This is a genomic window from Micromonospora sp. Utrum1 (genome assembly GCF_057197805.1).
Genome location: NZ_CM170071.1, coordinates 125,456 through 145,107, shown reverse-complemented (window position 1 = coordinate 145,107; position 19,652 = coordinate 125,456). Strand labels below are relative to the sequence as shown.

The window sequence follows — 19,652 nt, the reverse complement described above, 5'->3', positions numbered from 1 at the left end:
CGGTTACGGTGGCCCGGTGACGGCGTACGCGGCGGTGGTGCTCTCGGGCGGCGCGGCCCGCCGGATGGGCGGGGTGGACAAGCCGGCCCGCCCGGTCGGCGGCCGGCCGATGCTGCACCGGGTGCTGGCGGCGGTGGCCGATGCGGGCACGCGGATCGTGGTCGGGCCGACCGACCCGGTGCCCGCGGAGGTCCGGGTGACCCGCGAGGAACCTCCTGGCGGCGGCCCGGTGGCCGCGACCGCGGCGGGGCTGGCCCTGCTCGACCCCGGCACGACCACGGTCGCCCTGCTCGCGGCCGACCTGCCGCTGCTCACCCCGGCGGCGGTGGCCGAGCTGCGGGCCGCCCTCGACGGCTCGGCCGCCGGGATGGCCTGCTACGTCGACGGCGACGGCCGCCGGCAGCAGCTCTGCGCGGTGTGGCGGGTGAGCGCGCTGCGGGCCGCCCTCGACCGGCTCGCCGCCGAGCGCGGCGGCACGGTCGACGGGGCGCCGGTGCGCGCGCTGCTGGCCGGCACGACGGTGCGGGAGGTGTCGTGGTCCGGCTCCGGGCCGCCGCCCTGGTTCGACTGCGACACTGACGAGGACGTACGCCGGGCCGAGGAGTGGACGCGATGACGGTGATGGACGACTGGGTCACGGCCGCCTGCGCCGAGCTGGGGTTGGACCCGGCCGAGGTGTCGGTGCCGACCGTGCTCGACCTGGCCAAGGACGTGGCGCACCAGGTGCTGCGGCCGGGGGCGCCGGTCACCGCGTACCTCCTGGGGGTGGCCGTGGGGCGCGGCGCGGACCCGGCCGCGGCGGCCGCCCGGCTCAGCGCGCTGGCCGGCAGTTGGCCGGTGGAGCTGGACGGGACGGCCCCCGCCGACTAGCGCCTGCGGGCCCGCTGTCCGATCCCGGTCGGGGTGATTCGACCCCCACCGTCCGTGGGTAGGGTGGCGAGGACGGACGGAGGCGATCATGACGGCAGACCACCCCTCGGCACCGGCCGGTGAGCCCGCCGGCGCGACGCCGGAGCAGCACGAGTCGATCCTGCTGGACGAGCCGAGCACGGCCGACCTGCGGGCCAAGGTGACCGAGGCCTGGCGGGAGTTCGCCCGTGCGCTGGCCGAGCGGCTGTGCGGGCTGCCCGCCGGCGCGCACCTGGAGGTCACCCTCGACCCGACCGCCTCCGGCACCGGGGACGCCGTCTACTCGGTGAGCGTGGACGCCGGCGAGGAGGGCCGCCTCTCGGCCCGGGCGGTCGGCAACGCCACCCTGCCGCCGGGCTACCGGCTGGACCGGGCCGCGGTGGCCGATATGATCGCGCTCGGCTGGTCCCCGCCCGGTGTGGTGGCGGGCTCCGGCGAGCAGTTCGGCCTGGACTGCGGCACCGACGAGGCGACCCGGTTGTCGGCCGTGCTGTCCCGGACGCTGCGCGACGTCTACGGCGCTCCGCACCCCGCCTTCCTGGTCTACATGGTGCACGACGCCGAGGGAGAGCCGCTGCCGGAGGAGCCGCTCGGCACCGCCCGCAGCGAGTTCGGCGCGGACCGCGACGTCGAGGCCGACCTCGACGAGGCGCTGGCGGCCGCCGCCACCAAGCAGGCCGGCGAGAACGACGTGCTGGCCCTGGAGGAGCGGGTGCGCACCGTCGTCTCCACCATGCTGAAGTCGAAGTCCGACCAGGTGCAGGTCGACTCGGACGGCGACATCAACATCCGCGCCGGCTCGGCGATGGTCTTCGTCCGGGTCCGCGACAACCCGCCCCTGGTCGACGTCTTCTCCCCGGTGCTGACCGAGGTCGAGCCGACCGAGCGGCTCTACGTGAAGCTCTCCGAGCTGACCAACCGGATGCCGATCGGCCGGCTCTACTGCGCCGACGACACGGTGTGGGCCTCGATCCCGGTGTTCGGCCGCAACTTCCAGGCCACCCACCTCATGCTCGCCGTGCAGGTGATGACCGGGCTGGCCGACGAGCTGGACGATCGGCTGCACGGGGAGTTCGGCGGCAAGCGCTTCTTCGGCGAGGGGGACAAGCCGGCCCGCCCGCAGGAGCACCGCACCGGCATGTATCTCTGACCCGCGTCAGCGGACGTCGAGGAGGGTCTTGCCGACCGTGGCCCGGGACTCGATGGCGGCGTGCGCGTCGGCGGCCCGGTCCAGCGGGAAGCGCTGCCCGATGAGCGGCCGCAGCCGGCCGGCGGCCCCCTCGGCTAGGGCCTGTTCGGCGAGGGCGCGCAGCTCGTCGGGCGTGCCGCCGGCGCGGAGCAGGGTCACCCCGCGGGCCGTGGCCTCCTCCTCGGGCAGGTCCGCCCAGGCGCCGCTGGCCAGCCCGAAGCTGAGCATCCGCCCGCCGCGGTCGAGCAGGTCGAAGGCGGCCCGGGCGAGCTGCCCGCCGACCCCGTCGAAGACCACGTCCACCCCGCCGACGGCGGCCCGGACCCGGTCGGTCCAGTCCGGCTCCCGGTAGTCGACCACCGGGTCGAGGCCGCGCTCGCGGAGCAGGGCGACCTTGCGCGGACCGCCGGCCGCGGCGACCACCCGCGCGCCGGCCGCGGTGGCGAGCTGGGTGAGCAGGCCGCCCACCCCGCCGGCCGCCGCCTCGACCAGCACCCGCTCGCCGGGCCGCATCCCGGCCGCCCGGGCCAGCATCAGCGCGGTCCGGCCGTCCGCGAGCAGCGCCACGGCCGCGTCCAGCGGCAACCCGTCCGGTACGGGGATCGGCGCGCCCTGGTCCACCACCACGCGCTCGGCGTACCCGCCGGAGCCGCCGGTGGCGCTGACCACCCGCCGGCCGAGCAGCACCGGGTCCACCCCGGCGCCTACCCCGGTGATCGTCCCGCCGACGCCGTTGCCGGGGATCACCGGCAGGGACGCGGCGAACGGGCCGAACCCGGTCGCCCGGAACATCGTCTCGACGAAGGTGATGTTCGCGTGCGCCACCTCGACGAGCACCTGCCCCGGACCGGGCACCGGATCCGGCGCCGGCCCCGGCACCAGCACCTCCGGCCCGCCGAACTCCCGTAGCCACACCGCTCGCACGTCGCCTCCCCGCTGTCCCCGCCGAACTCCGGTCCCAGTTGACGACCTGAAGTGGGCTTCAGGTCAAGCCGAGGAGGGGCCGACGCCGGGGGACTCGACCAGCCGGGAGAGGACGATGGTGCTGCGGGACGAGGTGACGAACGACTCGGCCCGCAGCCGCTCCAGTGCATCCTCCAGGTGCGCGATGTCGGCCGCCCGCAGGTGCACCAGCGCGTCCGCCTCGCCGGAGACGGTGTACGCGCCGACCACCTCGGGATGCCGCCTCGCGGCGGCGCCGATCTGGGCGGGGGTGGTCCGGCCGGCGCAGAACAGCTCGACGAAGGCCTCCGTGGTCCACCCGACGGCGGCCGGATCGACGACCGCGGTGAAGCCCCGGATGACCCCCGCCGATCGGAGTCGGTCGACCCGGCGCTTGACCGCGGGGGCGGAGAGTGACACCCGCGTGCCGATGTCCGCGTACGAGGCGCGGGCATCCGCCACGAGCAACGCAATGATTCGCTGGTCGACCGCGTCTATCTGCAACGTTCCGCCTCTGGGAAGCAATGGTTGTGGCTGTTACCAAAGTTGTACCGTACCTACTCTTGGTGACCGTGAACCAGCAGCGAGTCCCGCGAAAGCGGACATATCTCATGTGCTCGCCCGAGCACTTCACGGTCGAGTACGCGATCAACCCGTGGATGGACGTGACCGCGCCGGTCGACACCGACCTGGCGGTCAAGCAGTGGGACCGCCTGCGGGAGACCCTGGTCGGCCTCGGCCACGAGGTGCACCTGCTCACCCCCGAGCGCGGGCTGCCGGACATGGTCTTCGCCGCGAACGGCGCGTTCGTGGTCGACGGCACGGTCTACGGCGCCCAGTTCAAGCACGAGCAGCGGGCCGCCGAGGCCGCCGTGCACCGGGCGTTCTACGAGCAGAACGGCTGGCGGTTCATCGCGCCGAGCGAGACCAACGAGGGCGAGGGCGACTTCGCCTACCTGCCGGAAGCGCACGGCGGGCTGGTCCTCGCCGGCCACGGTTTCCGCACCGAGCCGGCCGCGCACGCCGAGGCGCAGGAGGCGCTCGGCCGGCCGGTGGTCTCGCTGCGCCTGGTCGACCCGCGCTTCTACCACCTGGACGTGGCGCTCGCCTCGATCGACGACGAGAACATCGTCTACTACCCGGGCGCCTTCTCGACGGCCAGCCAGAAGGTGCTCGCCCAGCTCTTCCCGGACGCGGTGGTCGCGGACGACGAGGACGCCCTGGCCTTCGGCCTCAACCTGGTCAGCGACGGGCTCAACGTCGTGCTGAACAGCGAGGCGAGCCGGTTGGCCGGAAAGCTCAAGACGGCGGGCTACCACCCGGTCCCGGTCGAGCTGGCCGAGCTGAAGAAGGGCGGCGGCAGCGTGAAGTGCTGCATCGCCGAGCTGCGCCACTGACGTACGGGAACGGGCGGTCTCCCCGAGGGGAGGCCGCCCGTTTCGCGTACCCGGGGCGGATCAGCCGAGCGTGGCCAGCTCGCTGATCACGACGTTGGAGAGCATCCGGCCGTCGAGCTCGACCCGGCGCAGGTACCACTTCTGCTGCGGGGTGCGCGGCTGGTTGAACTGCCAGGCGCCGCGCGGACTGTCGATCTGGCCGATCTTGCCGAGCGCCAGGTTGACCTGCTGCGGGGTCGGGTTCTCGCCGACCAGCCGGATCGCCTTGTCGAGCACCTGCGCGGCGTCGTACGAGGCCATCGCGTAGGTGGTCGGGGAGACGTTGTGCGTCTTGCGGTACGCCGAGGCGAACACGCGGTTGGCGGTGTTGTTCAGGTCGGCGGAGTAGTTCAGCGCGGTCTGGATGCCGTACTTCTCGATCAGCGCCCGCTCCTCGCCCTTCTCCCCGTCGTCGAGCTGGCCGAGCACGGCGCCCTCGGTGAGGAAGCCCGGCGCGTAGATCGGGCCCTGGTAACCCTGGGCGTAGAGCTGCTTGATGAACTGCACCGCCTGCGCCCCGGAGTAGTGGCAGAAGACCGCGTCGGGGCCGGGCCGCCGGTCCAGGGCCTTGCGGATCGAGCCCGTGTAGACCCCCTTGCCGGGGTTGGCGAAGTCGGTGGTGAAGATCGGCTCCTCGGTGAGCCGGCGGCCGCCCTGCTCGTACCCGCGCCGGAGGCCGTCGATGACGTCGCGGCTGCTCTGGCCCTGGGTGGCGAAGATGGCGATCCGGCTGGAGGCGTCCAGGGTCTGCCGCAGGTACTGCCCCAGCGCCTCGCCCGGCTCGTCCAGCACGTACGAGGTACGCCAGATGTAGACGACGCTCTGCAGGCTGATGGGGGAGGCGTTGGAGCCGATCAGCGGGACCCGCGCCTGCTCCACGGCGTCCCGGATGCCGGTCATCACGGCGGAGCTGACCACGCCGGTGAGCGCCAGCACGCCCTCCTTGAGCAGCCCGTCGACGGCGGCCTGGCCGGTCTTGGCGGTGTCGCCCTCCTCGGCCGGCACCAGCGTCACCGGGTGGCCGCCGAGTTGCCCCTCGTTGAGGTTGAGGAAGAGCTGGAACCCGTTGGTGATCTCGTCCCCGATGAACTTGTTCGGGCCGCTGCCCGGAACGATCAGACCGATCTTGATCGGACTGCCGGGCTTCGCCTCGTCCGCGGAGTCGGTCCCGGAGCCACAGCCCGCCGCCAGCCCGGTGGTTCCCAGCGCGGCCAGCAGTTGTAGTGCCCGCCTGCGGTTCATCTGTGACACCAGTTTCCTTCCCGATGGAGCGTCCAGGGGTGCACGCCCCTCCGGCGTTCTACCTGCTCGACGACGCTGCGTCAATGCCCTGAAGATCATCGTGCAGGGACCGCAACCCGGCCACCACCTGCGGCCAGGCGGCCGAGTCCGGCGCGATCAGCCCGAAATGTTCGCATTCGGGCAGCTCAACCAGCGTGGCGGGGCTGCCGGCCGCCCGGGCGGCCGCCACCCAGGAGCGGCTGATGGCGACCGGGACCTGCCGGTCGAGCAGCCCATGCATGACTACTGTGCGTACTCGGACCGGCACCAACGACGATGGATCAGCCGCCGCGTAACGGTCGGGGAACTCGGCCGGGCCCCCGCCGAGCAGCGCGGCCACCGCGCCGGAGTCCAGGTCCAGCCGGTACGCCTCGGCGAGGTCCGCGACCGGCGCCAGCGCCAGCACGCCGCCGACCGTGGCCGGGGCGTGCGCGGCCACGTACAGCGCCAGGTGCCCGCCCGCCGAGTGACCGACCACGGTCGGCGGATCGGCCGTCACCAGCCCGGGCAGCGCGGCCGCGGCCAGCCCGGGCAGCGCCGCCACCCCCGCCAGCACGTCGGTGAGGGTATGCGGCCAACCACCGCCCGGCTGGCCGGTGCGCCGGTACTCGACCTGGGCGACCGGGTGGCCGAGCGCGGCCAGCGCCGCCGCCATCGGGCCGGTGTGGGTGCGGTCGTACTCGGCCCGCCAGAAGCCGCCGTGCACGACGATCACCAGCCGCCGGGGCGGTCCGTCGCCGGCCGGGCGGCGGAGGTCGGCGCACTGGTCCGGGTGGTCGCCGTAGGCGACGGTGGCGTCCGGCGGCGGGGCCGGCCGGGTCAGCACGGCGCGCGGGTCTGCGGGCATGACGGCGACGGTAGCGCGCCCCGGCCGGGTGGTTCCGGCCCGGCAGCCGGTCCGGCCGCGTGCACGTGGTGGGGGTGGGTAAAGATGGGTCCCATGACCGAAGCGCGCTTCGCCGGACAGGACGACGAACAGGGCAACGAACAGGGCAACGATGGCATCCCCGGCACCGTGGTGGTGGTCGGGCCGGACGGCCGGCCGGTCGGCACGGTGCAGACCGACGATGGCCAGGGTGAGGATCCGACCCGCCTGGTCGAGCAGCCCGCCAAGGTGATGCGGATCGGCAGCATGATCAAACAGCTGCTGGAGGAGGTCAAGGCGGCGCCCCTGGACGACGCCAGCCGGCACCGCATGCGCGAGATCCACGAGCGCTCGATCGTCGAGCTGAAGGAGGGCCTCGCCCCCGAGCTGCGCGAGGAGCTGGAGCGGATCTCGCTGCCCTTCACCGAGGACCAGGCGCCCAGCGAGAGCGAGCTGCGGATCGCCCACGCACAGCTGGTCGGCTGGCTGGAGGGGCTGTTCCACGGCATCCAGGCCGCGCTGGTCGCCCAGCAGATGGCCGCCCGCGTCCAGCTCGAGCAGATGCGCTCCGGCCGGCAGGCGCTGCCCAGCGGCCCGGGCGGGATGGTGCCGGGCATGCCGGGCATGCCGCAGACCAACGAGGGCCACGCACCCGGCCAGTACCTCTGACCGCCCCGGGGCGCGACACCACCGCTGACCGGCCGGGCGCCCGCCCGGCCGGTCAGGCCACCCCGAAGACCTGTTCCAGATACGCGGCCACGCCGTCCTCGCTGTTCGCCCCGGTCACCTCGTCGGCGATCGCCAGGACGGCCGGGTGCGCGTTGGCGACCGCCACCGCCCGGCCGGCCCAGGTGAGCATCGGCACGTCGTTCGGCATGTCGCCGAAGGCCAGCACGTCCCGCTCGTCGAAGCCGAGCCGCGCCGCGTACCAGGCCAGGCCGGCGGCCTTGGTCACCCCGGCGGCGGAGATCTCCACCAGCCCGCTGTACGAGGAGTGGGTCGCCTCGGCCAGCCCCTGCAGGGCGCCGGCCACCACCCGGACGAACACGTCCGGATCCTGCTCCCCGGCCCGCGCCAGCAGCTTCACCGCCGGGACGGCGAGCAGCTCCTCCGGCGACTCGATGGCCCGGATCGCGTCGGCGTCGGCGTCCCAGCGCAGCGGGTAGTGCGCCTCGTGCCGCATCTGCCGGCTGTCCACGATCTCCACCGCGAAGCTCACCTCGGGCACCTCGGCCCGCAGCCGCCGGGCCACCTCGGCCAGCAGCTCGGGGGCGAGCGGGTCGGCCCGGAGCACCTCGTCGGTGACCGGGTCGTACACCACCGCGCCGTTCGCGCAGATCGCCGGCAGCGGCTCGGCGAGCTGGTCGTACACGAGCTGGAGCCAGCGGATGGGACGGCCGGTGACCAGCACGACGGGCGTGCCCGCCGCGGAGATCCGGGCCAGCACCGCCGCGGTACGCGGGCTGAGTGTCCGGTCGTCCCGCAGCAGAGTGCCGTCGATGTCGGTCGCGACGAGTCGAGGTGCCTCTCCCATCACCGGGAGAGTAGTCGGTCCAGGTAGACCGCGACGCCGTCGTCGTCGTTGCGCAGGGTGATCTCGTCGGCCGCGGCCAGCACGTCCGGGTGCGCGTTGGCCACCGCCACCCGGCCCCAGCCGGCCCACTCGAACATCGGCAGGTCGTTCGGCTGGTCGCCGAAGACCAGCACCTCGGCCGGGTCGACGCCGAGCCGCTCGGCGACCACGCTGAGCCCGGTGGACTTGTCCACCCCGGGCGGGCAGATCTCGACGAAGCCGAGCCCCGCCTGGGTGAGCGTGGCCAGCTCCGCCGGGACGATCCGGCGGGCCGCCGCCAGCAGCTCGTCCACGTGATGGTCGGCGGTCCGCGCGAACGCCTTGAGCACGTCGCAGGAGAGGCACTCCGCGCGGCTGCGCGCCTCGAACCGGTCCTGGTAGGGCCAGCTCGGGTGGTAGTCACCCCAGAGCGGCGCGTCGGGCTCGTCGGACGCCTCCACCATCACGGTGAGCGGGCCGACGGCGGCCTCCAGATCGGCGAGGATCCGGGTCAGCACCGCGCCGGAGAGGCGCTCGTCGCGCAGCACCAGGGGCCCCGCGGGGTCGCTCTGGTCGACCACCCGGCCCCCGCCGGCCATCACCAGGAAGTCGGCGGCGCGGATGTCGTTGCGGGTCAGCTCGGTCAGCCGCGGCCCCCGGCCGGTGGCGCCGACCACCGGGATCCCCGCGGCCCGCACCCGGTCGAGCACCTCGTGGGTGTACGCGGAGACGGTCTCGTCGCTGCGGACGAGCGTGCCGTCGAGGTCGGTGGCGATCAGCTTGGGCAGGCCCGGGCGGGTCATGGTTCCTCCTTCGCCCGCCGCCGTCGCGTCGGCCGACCAGGTCCTCGGTGCCGCGGCCCCCGGACGGCGGGCAGCAACCGTATCTCGCGGAACGGGTCGCAACCATGGCTTTTCGGCGAATCGGACACCAACCCGCGGCGGCCGTCCGTGCCCCTCCGCGGCTCGGTCCGGCACGCCGGCACGCGGGCACGCCGGGGTGGTCCCGGGCGGGGCGACGGGGGCGGCCGCGCCCGGTCAGCGGGGCGGCTCGGGGTGGGCGAAGGGCGTCGTCGGCTGCACGCTCAGGTCGGCCGGGGCCGGGGGCAGCTCGTCCTCGACCGCCCGGCGCCGGCTCCGGCCGGACCAGCCGTCCGGCGCCCCGGCGGCCGGCTCGTCCCCGGGCTCGTCCGTCCGGTCGGCGGGCGCGCCGGCGGCCCGGCCGGACAGGTGCAGAGCGGCGGCCAGCAGCACGGTGGCGAGGAAGGCGGTGACCAGGCCGCGTCCGTGCTCCACCTGCAACCGCTGCTCGGCGGGGAAGAAGAGGGCGCGCGGGCCCAGCTCCGGCAATGAGAAGGCGGTCGCGGTCAGCACCGCGAGCAGGGCCACCGCGACGCCGAGGCCGGCGAGCCGGGCGTGCTGCCGCACCGCCGGGGCGCCGCGCAGGGCCAGGGCCACGGCGGCCGCCAGCCCGAGCAGGCCCACCAGGTACGCCACCCCGAAGCCGCCCACCTCCGCCACCCCGCTCGGCAGCCGGATCGGGCCGTTCGCCTCCGGGTCGCCGTTCGGCACGGTCATCACCAGCCACTCGCCGATCAGGGAGGCGACCGCGGCCACCGCGCCGAGCCCGGCGAGCACCGGCGGGAGGCGATGGTCCCGGCCCAGGCCGGCGAGGCTCCGGCCCATCCCGCCGGACGGGGCGGGTTCGGCGTCGCCCCACTCCACGACGGTCGTGCCGTCGGACCGGCTGTCCTGCCTGGGGATGGGACGATCCTGGGACATCGGCCACCCTTCCCGTACGCGGGCCTGCGTCGAATCATGACACAGGCGGCACCCGGTGACAGGGAGCGCAAGGCCACAGCTTGGTGCGGGGCGGACCGCTTTCGGTTAGCGTCGGTGCCATGCCTATCCGTACCGCTTCCGCTCGTTGGCAGGGCAACCTCACCGAGGGGTCCGGCACCGTCCGCACCGGCAAGGGCGGCTTTACCGGCAACTACTCCTTCAAGTCCCGCTTCGAGGAGGGCGAGGGCACCAACCCCGAGGAGCTGATCGGCGCCGCGCACGCCAGCTGCTTCTCGATGGCGCTCTCCAAGCAGCTCGCCGACGCCGGTGCCACCGACACCTCGGTGGACACCACCGCCACAGTGCACTTCGACAAGACCGACGCGGGCATGACCGTGACCCGGATCGACCTGGAGACCGTCGGCCAGGTCCCGGGCCGGGACGAGGCCCAGTTCACCAAGCTGGCCGAGGCGGCCAAGGAGAACTGCCCGATCTCCCGGCTGCTCTCCCCGGGCGCGCAGATCACGCTGACCGCCCGCCTGGCCTGACCACGCCCGACCCGGCAAGGGTGCCCCGCCCCGGGCACCCTTGCCGCGCCGCGTGCCGATCGTGAAGGGGTGACCGGGCGGCGTGGCCGTGCAGATGAGCCGGGAACGGTTCGAGGAGCTCGTCGGCGAGGCGCTCGACGAGGTGCCCGAGGAACTGCTCGGGCTGATGAGCAACGTGGTCATCCTGGTCGAGGACGACCCGCCGCCGGGCGAGGACCTGCTCGGGCTCTACGAGGGGCACTCGCTCACCTCGCGGGGCTGGGACTACGCCGGCGTGCTGCCCGACCGCATCCTCATCTACCGCAACCCGATCCTGGGGATCTGCGACACCGAGGAGGACGTCGTGGACGAGGTGGCGGTGACCGTGGTGCACGAGATCGCCCACCACTTCGGCATCGACGACGAGCGCCTGCACGCCCTCGGCTGGGGCTGACCGGGCCCGCGTCGCGCCCCGCTCGGCCGATCCCCGCTTTTGCGTCGGTCCCCTAACCTCCGGTGCAGGCACACCCCGAAGCAGGAGGAAACCCATGCGCAGCGCGCTGTTCTCCGCGGAGAACCTTGAGAAGGAGTCACAGCAGCCGGGCATGCGGCTGCAGAACTCCAAGATGCTGAAGATCGAGCTCAACGGCGAGGCGATGGCCCGGGTCGGGTCCATGGTCGCGTACCAGGGGCAGGTGCAGTTCCAGGCGCTCGGCTCCGGCGGCATCGGCAAGTTCATCAAGCAGCGGCTCACCGGAGAGGGCGTGCCGCTGATGAAGCTCTCCGGGCGTGGCGACGTCTTCCTGGCCGAGCTCGCCAAGGACGTGCACATCATCGACCTGGAGCCCGGCGACGCCCTGTCGATCAACGGTTCAAGCGTGCTGGCCTTCGACTCCACCCTCCAGTACGACATCAAGATGGTCGGCGGCGCCGGGATGGCGTCCTCGTCCGGCCTGTTCAACTGCGTCTTCACCGGCCACGGCCGGATCGCGATCACCACCAAGGGCACCCCGGTCGTGCTCAACGTCGACCAGCCCACCTACGTCGACCCGCAGGCCGCGGTCTGCTGGTCGGCCAACCTCCAGACCGGCTACCACCGGGCCGAGCAGCTCGGCCTGGGCACGCTGCTCGGCCGCAGCACCGGCGAGGCGTTCACGATGAGCTTCGCCGGCCAGGGCTTCGTCGTGGTCCAGCCGTCGGAGGAGCCGCCGGTCCAGGGCAGCGGCGCCCAGCAGCAGGGCGGCCTGCTCGGCGGCCTGCTCCAGTGACCGCCCGGTGCGCGGGGCGCCACCTCCGGGCGCCCCGGCACCGTCAGCTCAGCTCGCCGGCGCGCAGCCGGGAGAGCCAAGCCGCCGCGTCCGCGTAGTCGATGTCGGAGAGGCCCGCCGGAGCGGGGACCGGCCGGTCGCTCGCCGCCGGGCTCCAGCGGTGCCGGGGGTACGAGCCGAGGAAGCGCACGTCGGCGCAGACCCGGCGCAGCCCCTGCAACGCCTCGCCGAGGCGTGCGTCGGCGACGTGGCCGGTGCAGTCGAGGAAGAAGACGTACCGGCCGAGCGCCTCGCCGGTCGGGCGGGACTCGATCCGGGTCAGGTTCACCCCGCGGGTGGCCAGCTCCATCAGCACCGACAGCAGCGCGCCGACCCGGTCGTGCGCGATGTAGACCGCCAGCGAGGTGACGTCGTCGCCGGTCGGGGGCGGGGGCGGGCCGGGACGGGAGAGCAGCGCGAACCGGGTCACCGCGTCCGGATGGTCGGCGATCTTGTCGGCCAGCACGGTCAGCCGGTGCCGGGTGGCGCCGATCGGGGCGCAGATGGCGGCGTCGAACTCGCCGCTCGCCGCACCCGCCGCGGCGGCGCCGTTGGAGAGCACGTCGACCACGGTGGCGTCGGGCAGATGGTCGCGGAGCCAGCCCCGGCACTGGGTGGACGCCTGCGGGTGGGCCGCCACGCTGCGCACCTCGGCCAGCGCGACCCCGGCGCGGCCGGCGAGCACGAACTCGACCGGCAGGATCACCTCGCGGGTGATCACCAGCGGGTCCCCCTCGGCCAGCTCGTCCAGGGTCACCCCGACCGCGCCGCCGATGGAGTTCTCCAACGGCACCAGCGCCGCGTCCGCCTCCCCGGCCCGTACGGCGTCGAGCGCCTCGCCCACGCTGCGCGCCGGCGTCCGGTCCCCCCGCTCGGCGGCGGGGACGGTACGCAGCGCCTGCTCGGCGAAGGTGCCCTCGGGACCCAGGTAGACGAAGCGGGTCGGCGGTGTTCCCGGCATGTCGACCAGACTACGCACCGGGGGTGCCGTCGCAGGCCAGGGTCCGAATGCCGGACGGGCCGGCGGCGCGTACCTCCACCCCGCACACGTCCGTGCCGGCGGTGACCAGTTCCAGCGCGGCGGGCCGGCCGCGGGTGACCACCTGGAGCTCCTCGTGCCCGCTCACCGCCAGCACGGTGTACTGCCAGTCCTCCGCGCAGAGCGGCCCGGTCCGCACCGTGACCCGGACATCCCGGGGCAGCACCCGGGCCGAGCCGCGCAGCAGGGCGACCACCCGGTCGCCGGACGGGCCGGACCGGCAGGGCGTGGCGGTCGGGTCCGGGGCGGGCGCCGTGCGGGTCGGCCCGGTCGGGGTCACCGGCGCGGTGGGCGTCGCGCTCGGGGTGGGGGTGGCGGAGGCGGTCGGCGCGGTGGTCGCGGACGCGACCGGCTCGCCCAGTTCGGGCGGCGCGCCGCAGCCGGCGAGGGCGAGCAGGGCGGTCAGCGCCACCGGGAGGAGTCGGCGGGCGGGGTGGGACGGGGTGCAGGGCACGGTGCGATCCTCGGCATCGAGGGACGTCGTCGCGGCCGGTCGGCCGAGCCCATCGTAGGAGGATCAACCGGTCGGGTGAAGGTCAGCCGAGGACCCGGTGCCCGGCCCGCTCCAGCGCGGTCGTCGCCTCGGCCAGCCGCACGGCGGGCACCAGCACGTGGTCGGTGTCGTACGTGGAGAAGGCCACCACGTTGACCCGGGCCCGGGCGAGCGGGTCGACCAGCGCGGCGAGGGTGCCGGTGACCGCCGCGTCCAGCGGGCCGACCAGCCGCAGGCAGCGCCATTCGGTCTCCACGTCCGCCCCCGCGGGTGCTCGCTCGGTGGGGCAGATCACCGAGACGCCGTCGGCGGTCCAGCTCACCGTCACCACGTCGCAGCCGGCCAGCGCACCCCAGAGCCGTGGGGGCAGCACGGTGCCGGCCGGCAGGCGGCACACCGCGTACTCGCCCGGCAGCAGCGCGACATCGAGCATGAGGGCACCCTACGGCCTCGGCGCGGCACTGCCCCAGCATCGCCCGGTGCGGCGATCGCCACACGTCGTCGCAGGTCAGACGGCCGAGAAGAAGGTGAGTGAGCCGGCCACCTCGCCGTCGGTGAGCACCGGCGTGGAGATGGCGTCCACCGTCGTGACGGCGTCGGCGCCGGGCCCCTGGACCCGGAGCAGGCCCCGGGCCAGCCGGCCGGAGAGCAGCGCGAGCAGCGGCGGGATCTTGTCGGTCTCCTGCTCGGTCAGCTCGCTGGGGCTGGCGGTGAAGTCGACCAGGCGCAGGCCGCCCTCCAGCAGCGGCCGGCCGATGACGTCCTCGGGGGCACCGAGGGAGAGCAGGTCGCAGCCGGACGAGGAGATCGCCACCACGGTGGTGTCGGCGTCGATCAGCAGGCAGGGCTCGGCGGCTCGGGAGACCGTGCCGGACCACTGCCCGAAGTTGTCGGACTCCTGCTCGGTCGGTGTCCCCGCGTCGGGCACGAACACTTCCGAGAGCGAGAGTTCGACGTGGGCCACCGCGCCTCCTATGTACACCGACGGTCTGTCCACGCTAGCCGGTCGTCACGACGATCGCCCGACCGCGCTGCGTCCGGTCACCGGAGCCGCACGGGGATCCGAGGGCTCGGCGGGGATCGGGGACAGGGGTCGGTGCGACGGGTGCCCGGTGTCGCGCGGCCGGCGACGGCGCGGGCCGACGGAACCACCGGGGCGGAGCCGCGGACCGCGTGGCGTCGCCGGTGACGTTACCGGCGGGCGGCCCGCTTGTCAGCGGCCGTTCGGCCCTCGTCGTACCACCGGTAGTCGGCTGCTGGACGGTACGTGCCGTTGAGCCACGTCGACGGGGCCTGGGCGATCCGGGAGAGTTTCTCGGCGGTGGCCGGACTGATCCGGTTGCCGCCCGCCACGAGCAGGCGGTCCAGCTCCCGGTGGGTGGCCATGAGGCAGTCCTTGGGCAGGCCGTAGACGCTGATGACCCCGGAGCCGACGAAGGTCAGCACCGGGGTGACGGGGATCGGCAGGCCGACGGCGTCGGAGAGGGCCTTGCTGGCCCGCTTGGCGTCGCGGCGCGCCTCGGCCACATAGGGCGGACGCTTGCCGTTGATCTGCACGACGTCGCCCGCGACGAGCACCCGGGCCCGGCCGTGGTCGGCGATGGTGACCGCGAAGAGCCCGCTCGGGCCGATGGCGAGGAACCCGGCCCGCTCGTCCTGGGTGCGGTCGAGCAGGACGTCCGCGGCGTCCGTGCGGGGCCACTCGATGACGTGCCAGGCGGGACCGAGGTGGTCGAGTTGGCCGAGGGCCCGGGCCCCGGCCGCCTCCAACCGGCGGGCCCCCCGCTCGGCCCGCCGACGGCGGGCCCACTCCAGCGGAGTCGGTCGGGCCGGCTCGAGCACCGAGGTGGACTCGACCCGGGGGTGCGGCACCGAGACGGGCGGCAGTGCCCGGCTCGGTACGGCTCGGCGAGCGGGAAAGACAGTCATCGCGACCTCCGGCAAAAGGTCTCTCGAAGTTATGTCTCCACTACCCTACGTTGAACACCCCGGGGCTCGGCAAGTTGGAGCGCCGGAATGAGTGCGGATGAATGCCATATTCATTCACACTTCTTTTCCCGGATGGTGCGGGAGCCTGTCCTACGCTGCGAAGGTGACCCACTACGTGGACAGCGAGGTCGGCCGGCTCGGCACGGTGCTGTTGCACCGCCCGGGGCCGGAACTCGCTCGCCTCACCCCACGCAACAACGACTCCCTGCTCTTCGACGCTATCCCATGGGTGGGCAGGGCGCAGGAGGAGCACGACGGCTTCGCGGCGGCCCTGCGGTCCCGCGGGGTGGAGGTGCTCTACCTGGCCACGTTGCTGGCCGAGACCCTCGCCGTGCCGGACGCGCGGGCCGAGCTGACCGAGCTGGTGCTCCGCTCGCCCCGGCTGGGCGACACCCTGCGCCGCCGGGTCGCCGACCACCTCACGTACCTCGACCCGGCCGCCCTGGCTGACGTGTTCGTCGCCGGGCTCGCCCACGAGGAGCTGCGGATCGGCCCGGACCGCCCCGGCGGTCTGGTCTGGACGTTGATGGACCGGCACGACTTCGTCATCGACCCGCTGCCCAACCTGCTCTTCACCCGCGACTCGTCGGTCTGGATCGGGGACCGGGTCGGGGTGACCAGCCTGGCCATGCTGGCCCGTCGGCGGGAGACCACGCTGACCGACGCCATCTACCGCTACCACCCGCGTTTCGTCGGCACCGAGTTTGTCTACCACCCGGAGCTGGAGCACCTGGAGGGCGGCGACGTGCTGCTGCTCGCGCCGGGGGTGCTCGCCGTCGGGGTGGGCGAGCGGACCACCCCGGCCGGGGCCGAACGGCTGGCCCGGCAGGTCTTCGCCGCCGGGCTCGCGCACACCATCCTGGTGGTGCCGATCGCCCAGGAGCGGGCCACCATGCACCTGGACACGGTCTGCACGATGGTCGACGTCGACGCCGTGCTGATGTATCCGAACATCGCCAGCGAGCTCTCCGCGTACACGGTCATCGCCGGCGCGGACGGCGAGGACCCGCGGGTGGACGGCCCGGCGCCGTTCCTGCGGGCCGCCGCCGACGCCATGGACCTCGACCAGCTCCGGGTGATCGACACCGGCCTCGACCCGGTCACCGCCGAGCGGGAGCAGTGGGACGACGGCAACAACACCCTCGCCCTCGCCCCCCGGCTCTGCGTCGGCTACGAGCGGAACGTGGAGACCAACGCGCAGCTCGAACGGGCCGGCATCGAGGTGATCGCCATCGCCGGGTCGGAGCTGGGCTCCGGCCGGGGCGGCCCGCGCTGCATGTCCTGCCCGCTGGTGCGGGAACCGCTGCGGCGCTGAACGACGACGGGCCCCGGTCGGCGACCGGGGCCCGCGGCGAGGATCGGCTCAGCGCAGGGTGAGCTGGCGGCCGAGCAGTCCCTGGCGGGCGCGGCGCCCGGCGGCGTCCAGCGGCTCCCGCTCCTCCAGCGCCTCGGCGTACCGCTTGGCGAACCCGGTCACCGGCTCCTCCCAGTCGGCGGCCGGGACGTCCTCGGGCAGGTCCCAGACCGGCACCAGGCGGCCGTGCGCCCGGAACATGCCGGCGAACCGGGTGTCGTCGCCCAGTGTCAGCGTGCCGGCCGCGCCCAGTCGGGACAGGGCGTCCAGCGCCACGTCCTCGTCCTCCGGCAGCACCCAGCGCACGTGCGCCTTCTCCGGCACCTGGCACCAGTACGCGGCCCGCGCCGCGGCCAGCTTCACCGTCGGGTAGATCGCCGCGTTGGCCCGCTCCAGGGACGCCTGCACGGTCGGGTCGTCGGCGGCGCCCGGGTCGAGCCAGAACTCGAACCCGTCGTGCATGCTGATCTCGAGCGGGCCGTCCACCAGGATGTCCTGGAGGCGGGGGCCCGGCCCGGGCAGCGGCGGCACGCTCACCTGGCCGCTCGGCTCGGTCCGCAGCGCGCAGAGCAGCGCGTCGGCCAGGTCCCGGGAGACGTCGCCGGACTGCTGGTGCCGCTGGAGGCCGATGAAGACCCGCCCGTCCGGCTTGGTCATCGCCGGGGCGGCCATCGGCAGCACGGTGGCCAGGGTGACCGGCCGGTCGCCGTACTCCTCGACCAGCTCGGGGGTCAGCCGCAGCGGCGCGGAGGCGGCCGGCACCAGCTCGCGCAGGGCGATCCACTCCGGCTCGTCGACCAGCCCCTCGAACGGTCGGGGCACGAAGACGTCGCGCACCTTCTCCCGCTTCGGGGTGGCTTCGGCGGCCCGCTGGCTCTTTCGACGCTTGCTCATGCGCCCGCTCCGCTGCGCTCCGCAGCCGCATGAGGCTCCATGGCGCTGTGCCCGATGATTCGCTCGCTGCGCTCGCTCATGGCGAGACAGCCTAGATGCCGGACCGGACGGCCGTGGGCAGGACCCGCCTCCCCGGTCGGCTCAACCGGCCACGACCAGGTCCGGTCGGACCGAGCCGGTCGGGTCGAACTCCGCCCAGACGCTCTGGCCAAGGCCGTCCCGCTCGACCCCCCAGCGGCTCGCCAGCCCGGAGACGATGTGCAGGCCGCGCCCGTCGATGGCGTCGGGGGCGGCGACCCGCATCAGCGGGCCGGAGGCGGAGCCGCCGTCGGTCACCCGGACCTGGACGCACTGCCCGCCGGCCGCTGCCCGCAGCCGCCAGGCCACCCGGACCACGCCCCCGGGGAGCGGGTCGGCGTGCCGCACGGCGTTGCCGACCAGCTCGGCGAGGACCGCGACCAGGTCGGCCAGCAGGGCCGGGGGTACGACGTCGGCCAGCTCGTCGGCGAGCCGGTGCCGGGCCAGGCGCGCGCCGGTGGCGTGGTGGGGCACCACCACGCACCATGATCGTTCGGCCGAACCCGTCGACACCGTCGTTCCTTCCACCCCCGTGCGGGCCGGGTTCATCCCCGTGGCAGCCGCACCTCTGCGACCGTACCCCCACCGACTCTCGGTCGGAGGGATACCCATCCATTCTGCTGTTCAACGATCTGCCGGACCAGATAGAGGCCCAGTCCGGCCCCCGGATAGCGACGTCGGTCACCGGACTCCCCCTGCCAGAACCGGTCGAACGCCCGCTCCACGTGCTCCGGCCGGATGCCGATGCCCCGGTCGGCGACCCGGAACGAGACGGTCCGCTCGTTCGCCTCGACGGAGATCTCGATCGGGGTGTCCGGCAGCGAGTACTTGCCGGCGTTGGTGCCCAGCTCGGTGAGCACGGTGGCCAGGCTGTGCCGGTCGCCGAGCGCCTTGGGCAGGTCGGCCGGCAGATTCAGGACGATCCGGTGCCGGATGTCCGCCGGCAGGTCGGGGACCGCCGCCCGCAGCGCGTCGACCAGGTCGAACGGGGCGGCCGGCTCGCCGCCGGGGCGGTTCTCGGTGGCGGCCGTGAGCAGCCGGTCGACCAGCCGGGCCAGCTCGTTGGCCCGCTGCCCGATGATCCGGGCGGCCTGCCGCCGGTCGTCGTCGCTGAGCGACTCCCAGTGGTCGGTGAGGGTGTCCGCGTACCCCTTGATCACGGTGACCGGGGTGCGCAGCTCGTGGCTGGTCACCGCGACGAAGAGGTCCCGGTCGTGGTCGCGCCGCTGCTGGTCGGTGATGTCGCGGAAGGTGACCACACGCAGCGTGCCCGGCCCGGGCAGCTCGCCGGAGGTGATCCGCAGCCAGCGGCCGTCCGGCAGCCGGTGGTCGAGCACCTGGCCGGACGGGGGGAGCGGGAACGGGAGCGGCCGGTTCAGCGCCTCGCCGGCCGGACGGCCGGTCACCTGGGCGGCGGCCGGATTCCAGAGCCGCACGTGGTGCTCGCGGTCCACCACCGCCAGGCCGTCGGCGAGCGCCGCCACCACCGGGCCGTCGCCGTGCACCGGCAGGCCGGTCTGGTCGCCGTACATGTGGGCGATGCAGGCGGCCACGTAGCCGATCACGGCGTGCTGGGAGGCGTCCAGCGGCTCGTCCTCCTTGTAGAGGGCGTGCAGGCTGCCCACCGTCAGGCCGCCGATCTCGGCGCGGGCCAGGATCATCCGGCGCAGCCCGCGCGCGGCGAGCTCCTCGGCGGGCGCGCCGGGGATCGCGTCGACCCCGACCTCGCGCACCGGCGGGCCGGAGAGCAGGCAGACGGTGGCCGGGTCGGTGGCCGGCAGCGGGCAGCCGGTGGCGAACTCGGCGCTGCCGGTCGCCGCGATCACCCGGCCGCCGGCGGGGGCGAACTCCACGAACACCATGCCGGCTGCGCCGACGGCCGGCTCGACCTCGCGCAGCAGCCGGGTGAGCACGGGCAGGCCCGACTCACCCGAGTTGATCAATTTGATCACGCTGGTGTGCCCGGCGATCAGGGCGGTGAAGTCGGTTCGCTCCGGCATGTCCCGAGTGTGCCGC

24 protein-coding genes are annotated in these 19,652 nt (G+C 74.3%); 9 read left to right on the top strand and 15 right to left on the bottom strand.

The genetic code is table 11. The annotated features are described in order from the left end of the window. Nucleotides 1-16: 16 nt before the first annotated feature. The 3 genes from mobA (at nucleotide 17) to AC0OLQ_RS00705 (ending at nucleotide 2,059) form a co-directional block, all read left to right on the top strand. Nucleotides 17-616 carry a molybdenum cofactor guanylyltransferase gene (mobA, locus tag AC0OLQ_RS00715; RefSeq protein ID WP_484529788.1) on the top strand — a complete coding sequence of 200 codons (600 nt, stop codon included), beginning with the start codon at nucleotides 17-19 and terminating at the stop codon, nucleotides 614-616. Then, entirely contained in the window at nucleotides 613-870 is a 258-nt protein-coding gene (locus tag AC0OLQ_RS00710) for a DUF6457 domain-containing protein (RefSeq protein WP_357331734.1), read from the top strand. Before mobA ends, AC0OLQ_RS00710 begins: the two co-directional genes overlap by 4 nt. Nucleotides 871-958: 88 nt before the next feature. After that, nucleotides 959-2,059: a T3SS (YopN, CesT) and YbjN peptide-binding chaperone 1 gene (locus tag AC0OLQ_RS00705; RefSeq protein WP_484529787.1), complete on the top strand. Its 1,101-nt coding sequence runs from the start codon at nucleotides 959-961 to the stop codon at nucleotides 2,057-2,059. Nucleotides 2,060-2,065: 6 nt separating this feature from the next. Here AC0OLQ_RS00705 and AC0OLQ_RS00700 read toward each other — a convergent pair whose 3' ends face one another. After that, on the bottom strand, nucleotides 2,066-3,022 hold the full coding sequence (locus AC0OLQ_RS00700; protein ID WP_484529786.1) for a zinc-binding dehydrogenase: 957 nt from the start codon (nucleotides 3,020-3,022) through the stop codon (nucleotides 2,066-2,068). Nucleotides 3,023-3,085: 63 nt separating this feature from the next. Beyond that, entirely contained in the window at nucleotides 3,086-3,544 is a 459-nt protein-coding gene (locus tag AC0OLQ_RS00695; RefSeq protein ID WP_357331728.1) for an Lrp/AsnC family transcriptional regulator, read from the bottom strand. Between the two features lie 59 nt (nucleotides 3,545-3,603). On the opposite strand from AC0OLQ_RS00695, the gene ddaH reads away from it, so the two are divergent. After that, the gene (gene ddaH, locus AC0OLQ_RS00690) at nucleotides 3,604-4,437 is read left to right on the top strand and encodes a dimethylargininase (protein WP_357331726.1); all 834 of its coding nucleotides are present in this window, start codon (nucleotides 3,604-3,606) and stop codon (nucleotides 4,435-4,437) included. 60 nt (nucleotides 4,438-4,497) lie between these two features. On the opposite strand, the gene AC0OLQ_RS00685 is transcribed toward ddaH, so the two are convergent. Further along, nucleotides 4,498-5,727 (bottom strand): ABC transporter substrate-binding protein, encoded by a 1,230-nt coding sequence (locus tag AC0OLQ_RS00685; protein ID WP_484529785.1) that lies wholly within the window; start codon nucleotides 5,725-5,727, stop codon nucleotides 4,498-4,500. A 49-nt stretch (nucleotides 5,728-5,776) separates the two neighbouring features. Continuing rightward, nucleotides 5,777-6,604, bottom strand: coding sequence for an alpha/beta hydrolase family protein (locus tag AC0OLQ_RS00680; protein ID WP_484529784.1), 828 nt, complete (start codon nucleotides 6,602-6,604; stop codon nucleotides 5,777-5,779). An 84-nt stretch (nucleotides 6,605-6,688) separates the two neighbouring features. Between AC0OLQ_RS00680 and AC0OLQ_RS00675 the strand changes: the two genes are divergently transcribed. After that, nucleotides 6,689-7,291, top strand: coding sequence for a bacterial proteasome activator family protein (locus AC0OLQ_RS00675; RefSeq protein ID WP_357331720.1), 603 nt, complete (start codon nucleotides 6,689-6,691; stop codon nucleotides 7,289-7,291). Between the two features lie 52 nt (nucleotides 7,292-7,343). Here AC0OLQ_RS00675 and AC0OLQ_RS00670 read toward each other — a convergent pair whose 3' ends face one another. The 3 genes from AC0OLQ_RS00670 to AC0OLQ_RS00660 form a co-directional block, all read right to left on the bottom strand. Next, nucleotides 7,344-8,156 (bottom strand): HAD family hydrolase, encoded by an 813-nt coding sequence (locus tag AC0OLQ_RS00670; RefSeq protein ID WP_484529783.1) that lies wholly within the window; start codon nucleotides 8,154-8,156, stop codon nucleotides 7,344-7,346. Continuing rightward, complete coding sequence (locus AC0OLQ_RS00665) at nucleotides 8,156-8,977, bottom strand: HAD family hydrolase (protein WP_484529782.1); 822 nt, start codon at nucleotides 8,975-8,977, stop codon at nucleotides 8,156-8,158. The genes AC0OLQ_RS00670 and AC0OLQ_RS00665 overlap by 1 nt, the downstream gene beginning before the upstream one ends. A 234-nt stretch (nucleotides 8,978-9,211) precedes the next feature. Then, a complete protein-coding gene (locus AC0OLQ_RS00660; RefSeq protein ID WP_357331712.1) occupies nucleotides 9,212-9,955 on the bottom strand; it encodes a hypothetical protein in 744 nt (247 codons plus the stop codon). Between the two features lie 119 nt (nucleotides 9,956-10,074). On the opposite strand from AC0OLQ_RS00660, the gene AC0OLQ_RS00655 reads away from it, so the two are divergent. The 3 genes from AC0OLQ_RS00655 to AC0OLQ_RS00645 all read left to right on the top strand — a co-directional run bounded on the left by AC0OLQ_RS00655 (nucleotide 10,075) and on the right by AC0OLQ_RS00645 (nucleotide 11,750). Further along, entirely contained in the window at nucleotides 10,075-10,503 is a 429-nt protein-coding gene (locus AC0OLQ_RS00655) for an OsmC family protein (protein WP_484529781.1), read from the top strand. Between the two features lie 88 nt (nucleotides 10,504-10,591). Then, nucleotides 10,592-10,936, top strand: a complete 345-nt coding sequence (locus AC0OLQ_RS00650) for a metallopeptidase family protein (protein WP_357332852.1) — start codon at nucleotides 10,592-10,594, stop codon at nucleotides 10,934-10,936. Nucleotides 10,937-11,030: 94 nt separating this feature from the next. Beyond that, nucleotides 11,031-11,750, top strand: a complete 720-nt coding sequence (locus AC0OLQ_RS00645) for an AIM24 family protein (protein ID WP_484529780.1) — start codon at nucleotides 11,031-11,033, stop codon at nucleotides 11,748-11,750. Between the two features lie 43 nt (nucleotides 11,751-11,793). On the opposite strand, the gene pheA is transcribed toward AC0OLQ_RS00645, so the two are convergent. From pheA to AC0OLQ_RS00620, 5 genes are all read right to left on the bottom strand, one after another. Further along, the gene (pheA, locus tag AC0OLQ_RS00640) at nucleotides 11,794-12,750 is read right to left on the bottom strand and encodes a prephenate dehydratase (RefSeq protein WP_484529779.1); all 957 of its coding nucleotides are present in this window, start codon (nucleotides 12,748-12,750) and stop codon (nucleotides 11,794-11,796) included. 10 nt (nucleotides 12,751-12,760) lie between these two features. Next, nucleotides 12,761-13,282: a hypothetical protein gene (locus AC0OLQ_RS00635; RefSeq protein ID WP_484529778.1), complete on the bottom strand. Its 522-nt coding sequence runs from the start codon at nucleotides 13,280-13,282 to the stop codon at nucleotides 12,761-12,763. Between the two features lie 82 nt (nucleotides 13,283-13,364). Next, complete coding sequence (locus AC0OLQ_RS00630; RefSeq protein WP_484529777.1) at nucleotides 13,365-13,754, bottom strand: ACT domain-containing protein; 390 nt, start codon at nucleotides 13,752-13,754, stop codon at nucleotides 13,365-13,367. Between the two features lie 75 nt (nucleotides 13,755-13,829). Further along, nucleotides 13,830-14,285, bottom strand: coding sequence for a hypothetical protein (locus AC0OLQ_RS00625; protein WP_484529776.1), 456 nt, complete (start codon nucleotides 14,283-14,285; stop codon nucleotides 13,830-13,832). 227 nt (nucleotides 14,286-14,512) lie between these two features. Then, the gene (locus tag AC0OLQ_RS00620) at nucleotides 14,513-15,250 is read right to left on the bottom strand and encodes a hypothetical protein (RefSeq protein WP_357331692.1); all 738 of its coding nucleotides are present in this window, start codon (nucleotides 15,248-15,250) and stop codon (nucleotides 14,513-14,515) included. A gap of 163 nt (nucleotides 15,251-15,413) precedes the next feature. On the opposite strand from AC0OLQ_RS00620, the gene AC0OLQ_RS00615 reads away from it, so the two are divergent. Next, nucleotides 15,414-16,625, top strand: coding sequence for an arginine deiminase (locus AC0OLQ_RS00615; protein WP_484529775.1), 1,212 nt, complete (start codon nucleotides 15,414-15,416; stop codon nucleotides 16,623-16,625). 48 nt (nucleotides 16,626-16,673) lie between these two features. On the opposite strand, the gene AC0OLQ_RS00610 is transcribed toward AC0OLQ_RS00615, so the two are convergent. The 3 genes from AC0OLQ_RS00610 to AC0OLQ_RS00600 all read right to left on the bottom strand — a co-directional run bounded on the left by AC0OLQ_RS00610 (nucleotide 16,674) and on the right by AC0OLQ_RS00600 (nucleotide 19,636). Continuing rightward, complete coding sequence (locus tag AC0OLQ_RS00610) at nucleotides 16,674-17,558, bottom strand: DUF5926 family protein (protein WP_484529774.1); 885 nt, start codon at nucleotides 17,556-17,558, stop codon at nucleotides 16,674-16,676. Nucleotides 17,559-17,699: 141 nt separating this feature from the next. Continuing rightward, the gene (locus tag AC0OLQ_RS00605) at nucleotides 17,700-18,116 is read right to left on the bottom strand and encodes an ATP-binding protein (protein WP_484532519.1); all 417 of its coding nucleotides are present in this window, start codon (nucleotides 18,114-18,116) and stop codon (nucleotides 17,700-17,702) included. Nucleotides 18,117-18,181: 65 nt separating this feature from the next. Continuing rightward, on the bottom strand, nucleotides 18,182-19,636 hold the full coding sequence (locus AC0OLQ_RS00600) for a sensor histidine kinase (RefSeq protein WP_484529773.1): 1,455 nt from the start codon (nucleotides 19,634-19,636) through the stop codon (nucleotides 18,182-18,184). Nucleotides 19,637-19,652: the final 16 nt, after the last annotated feature.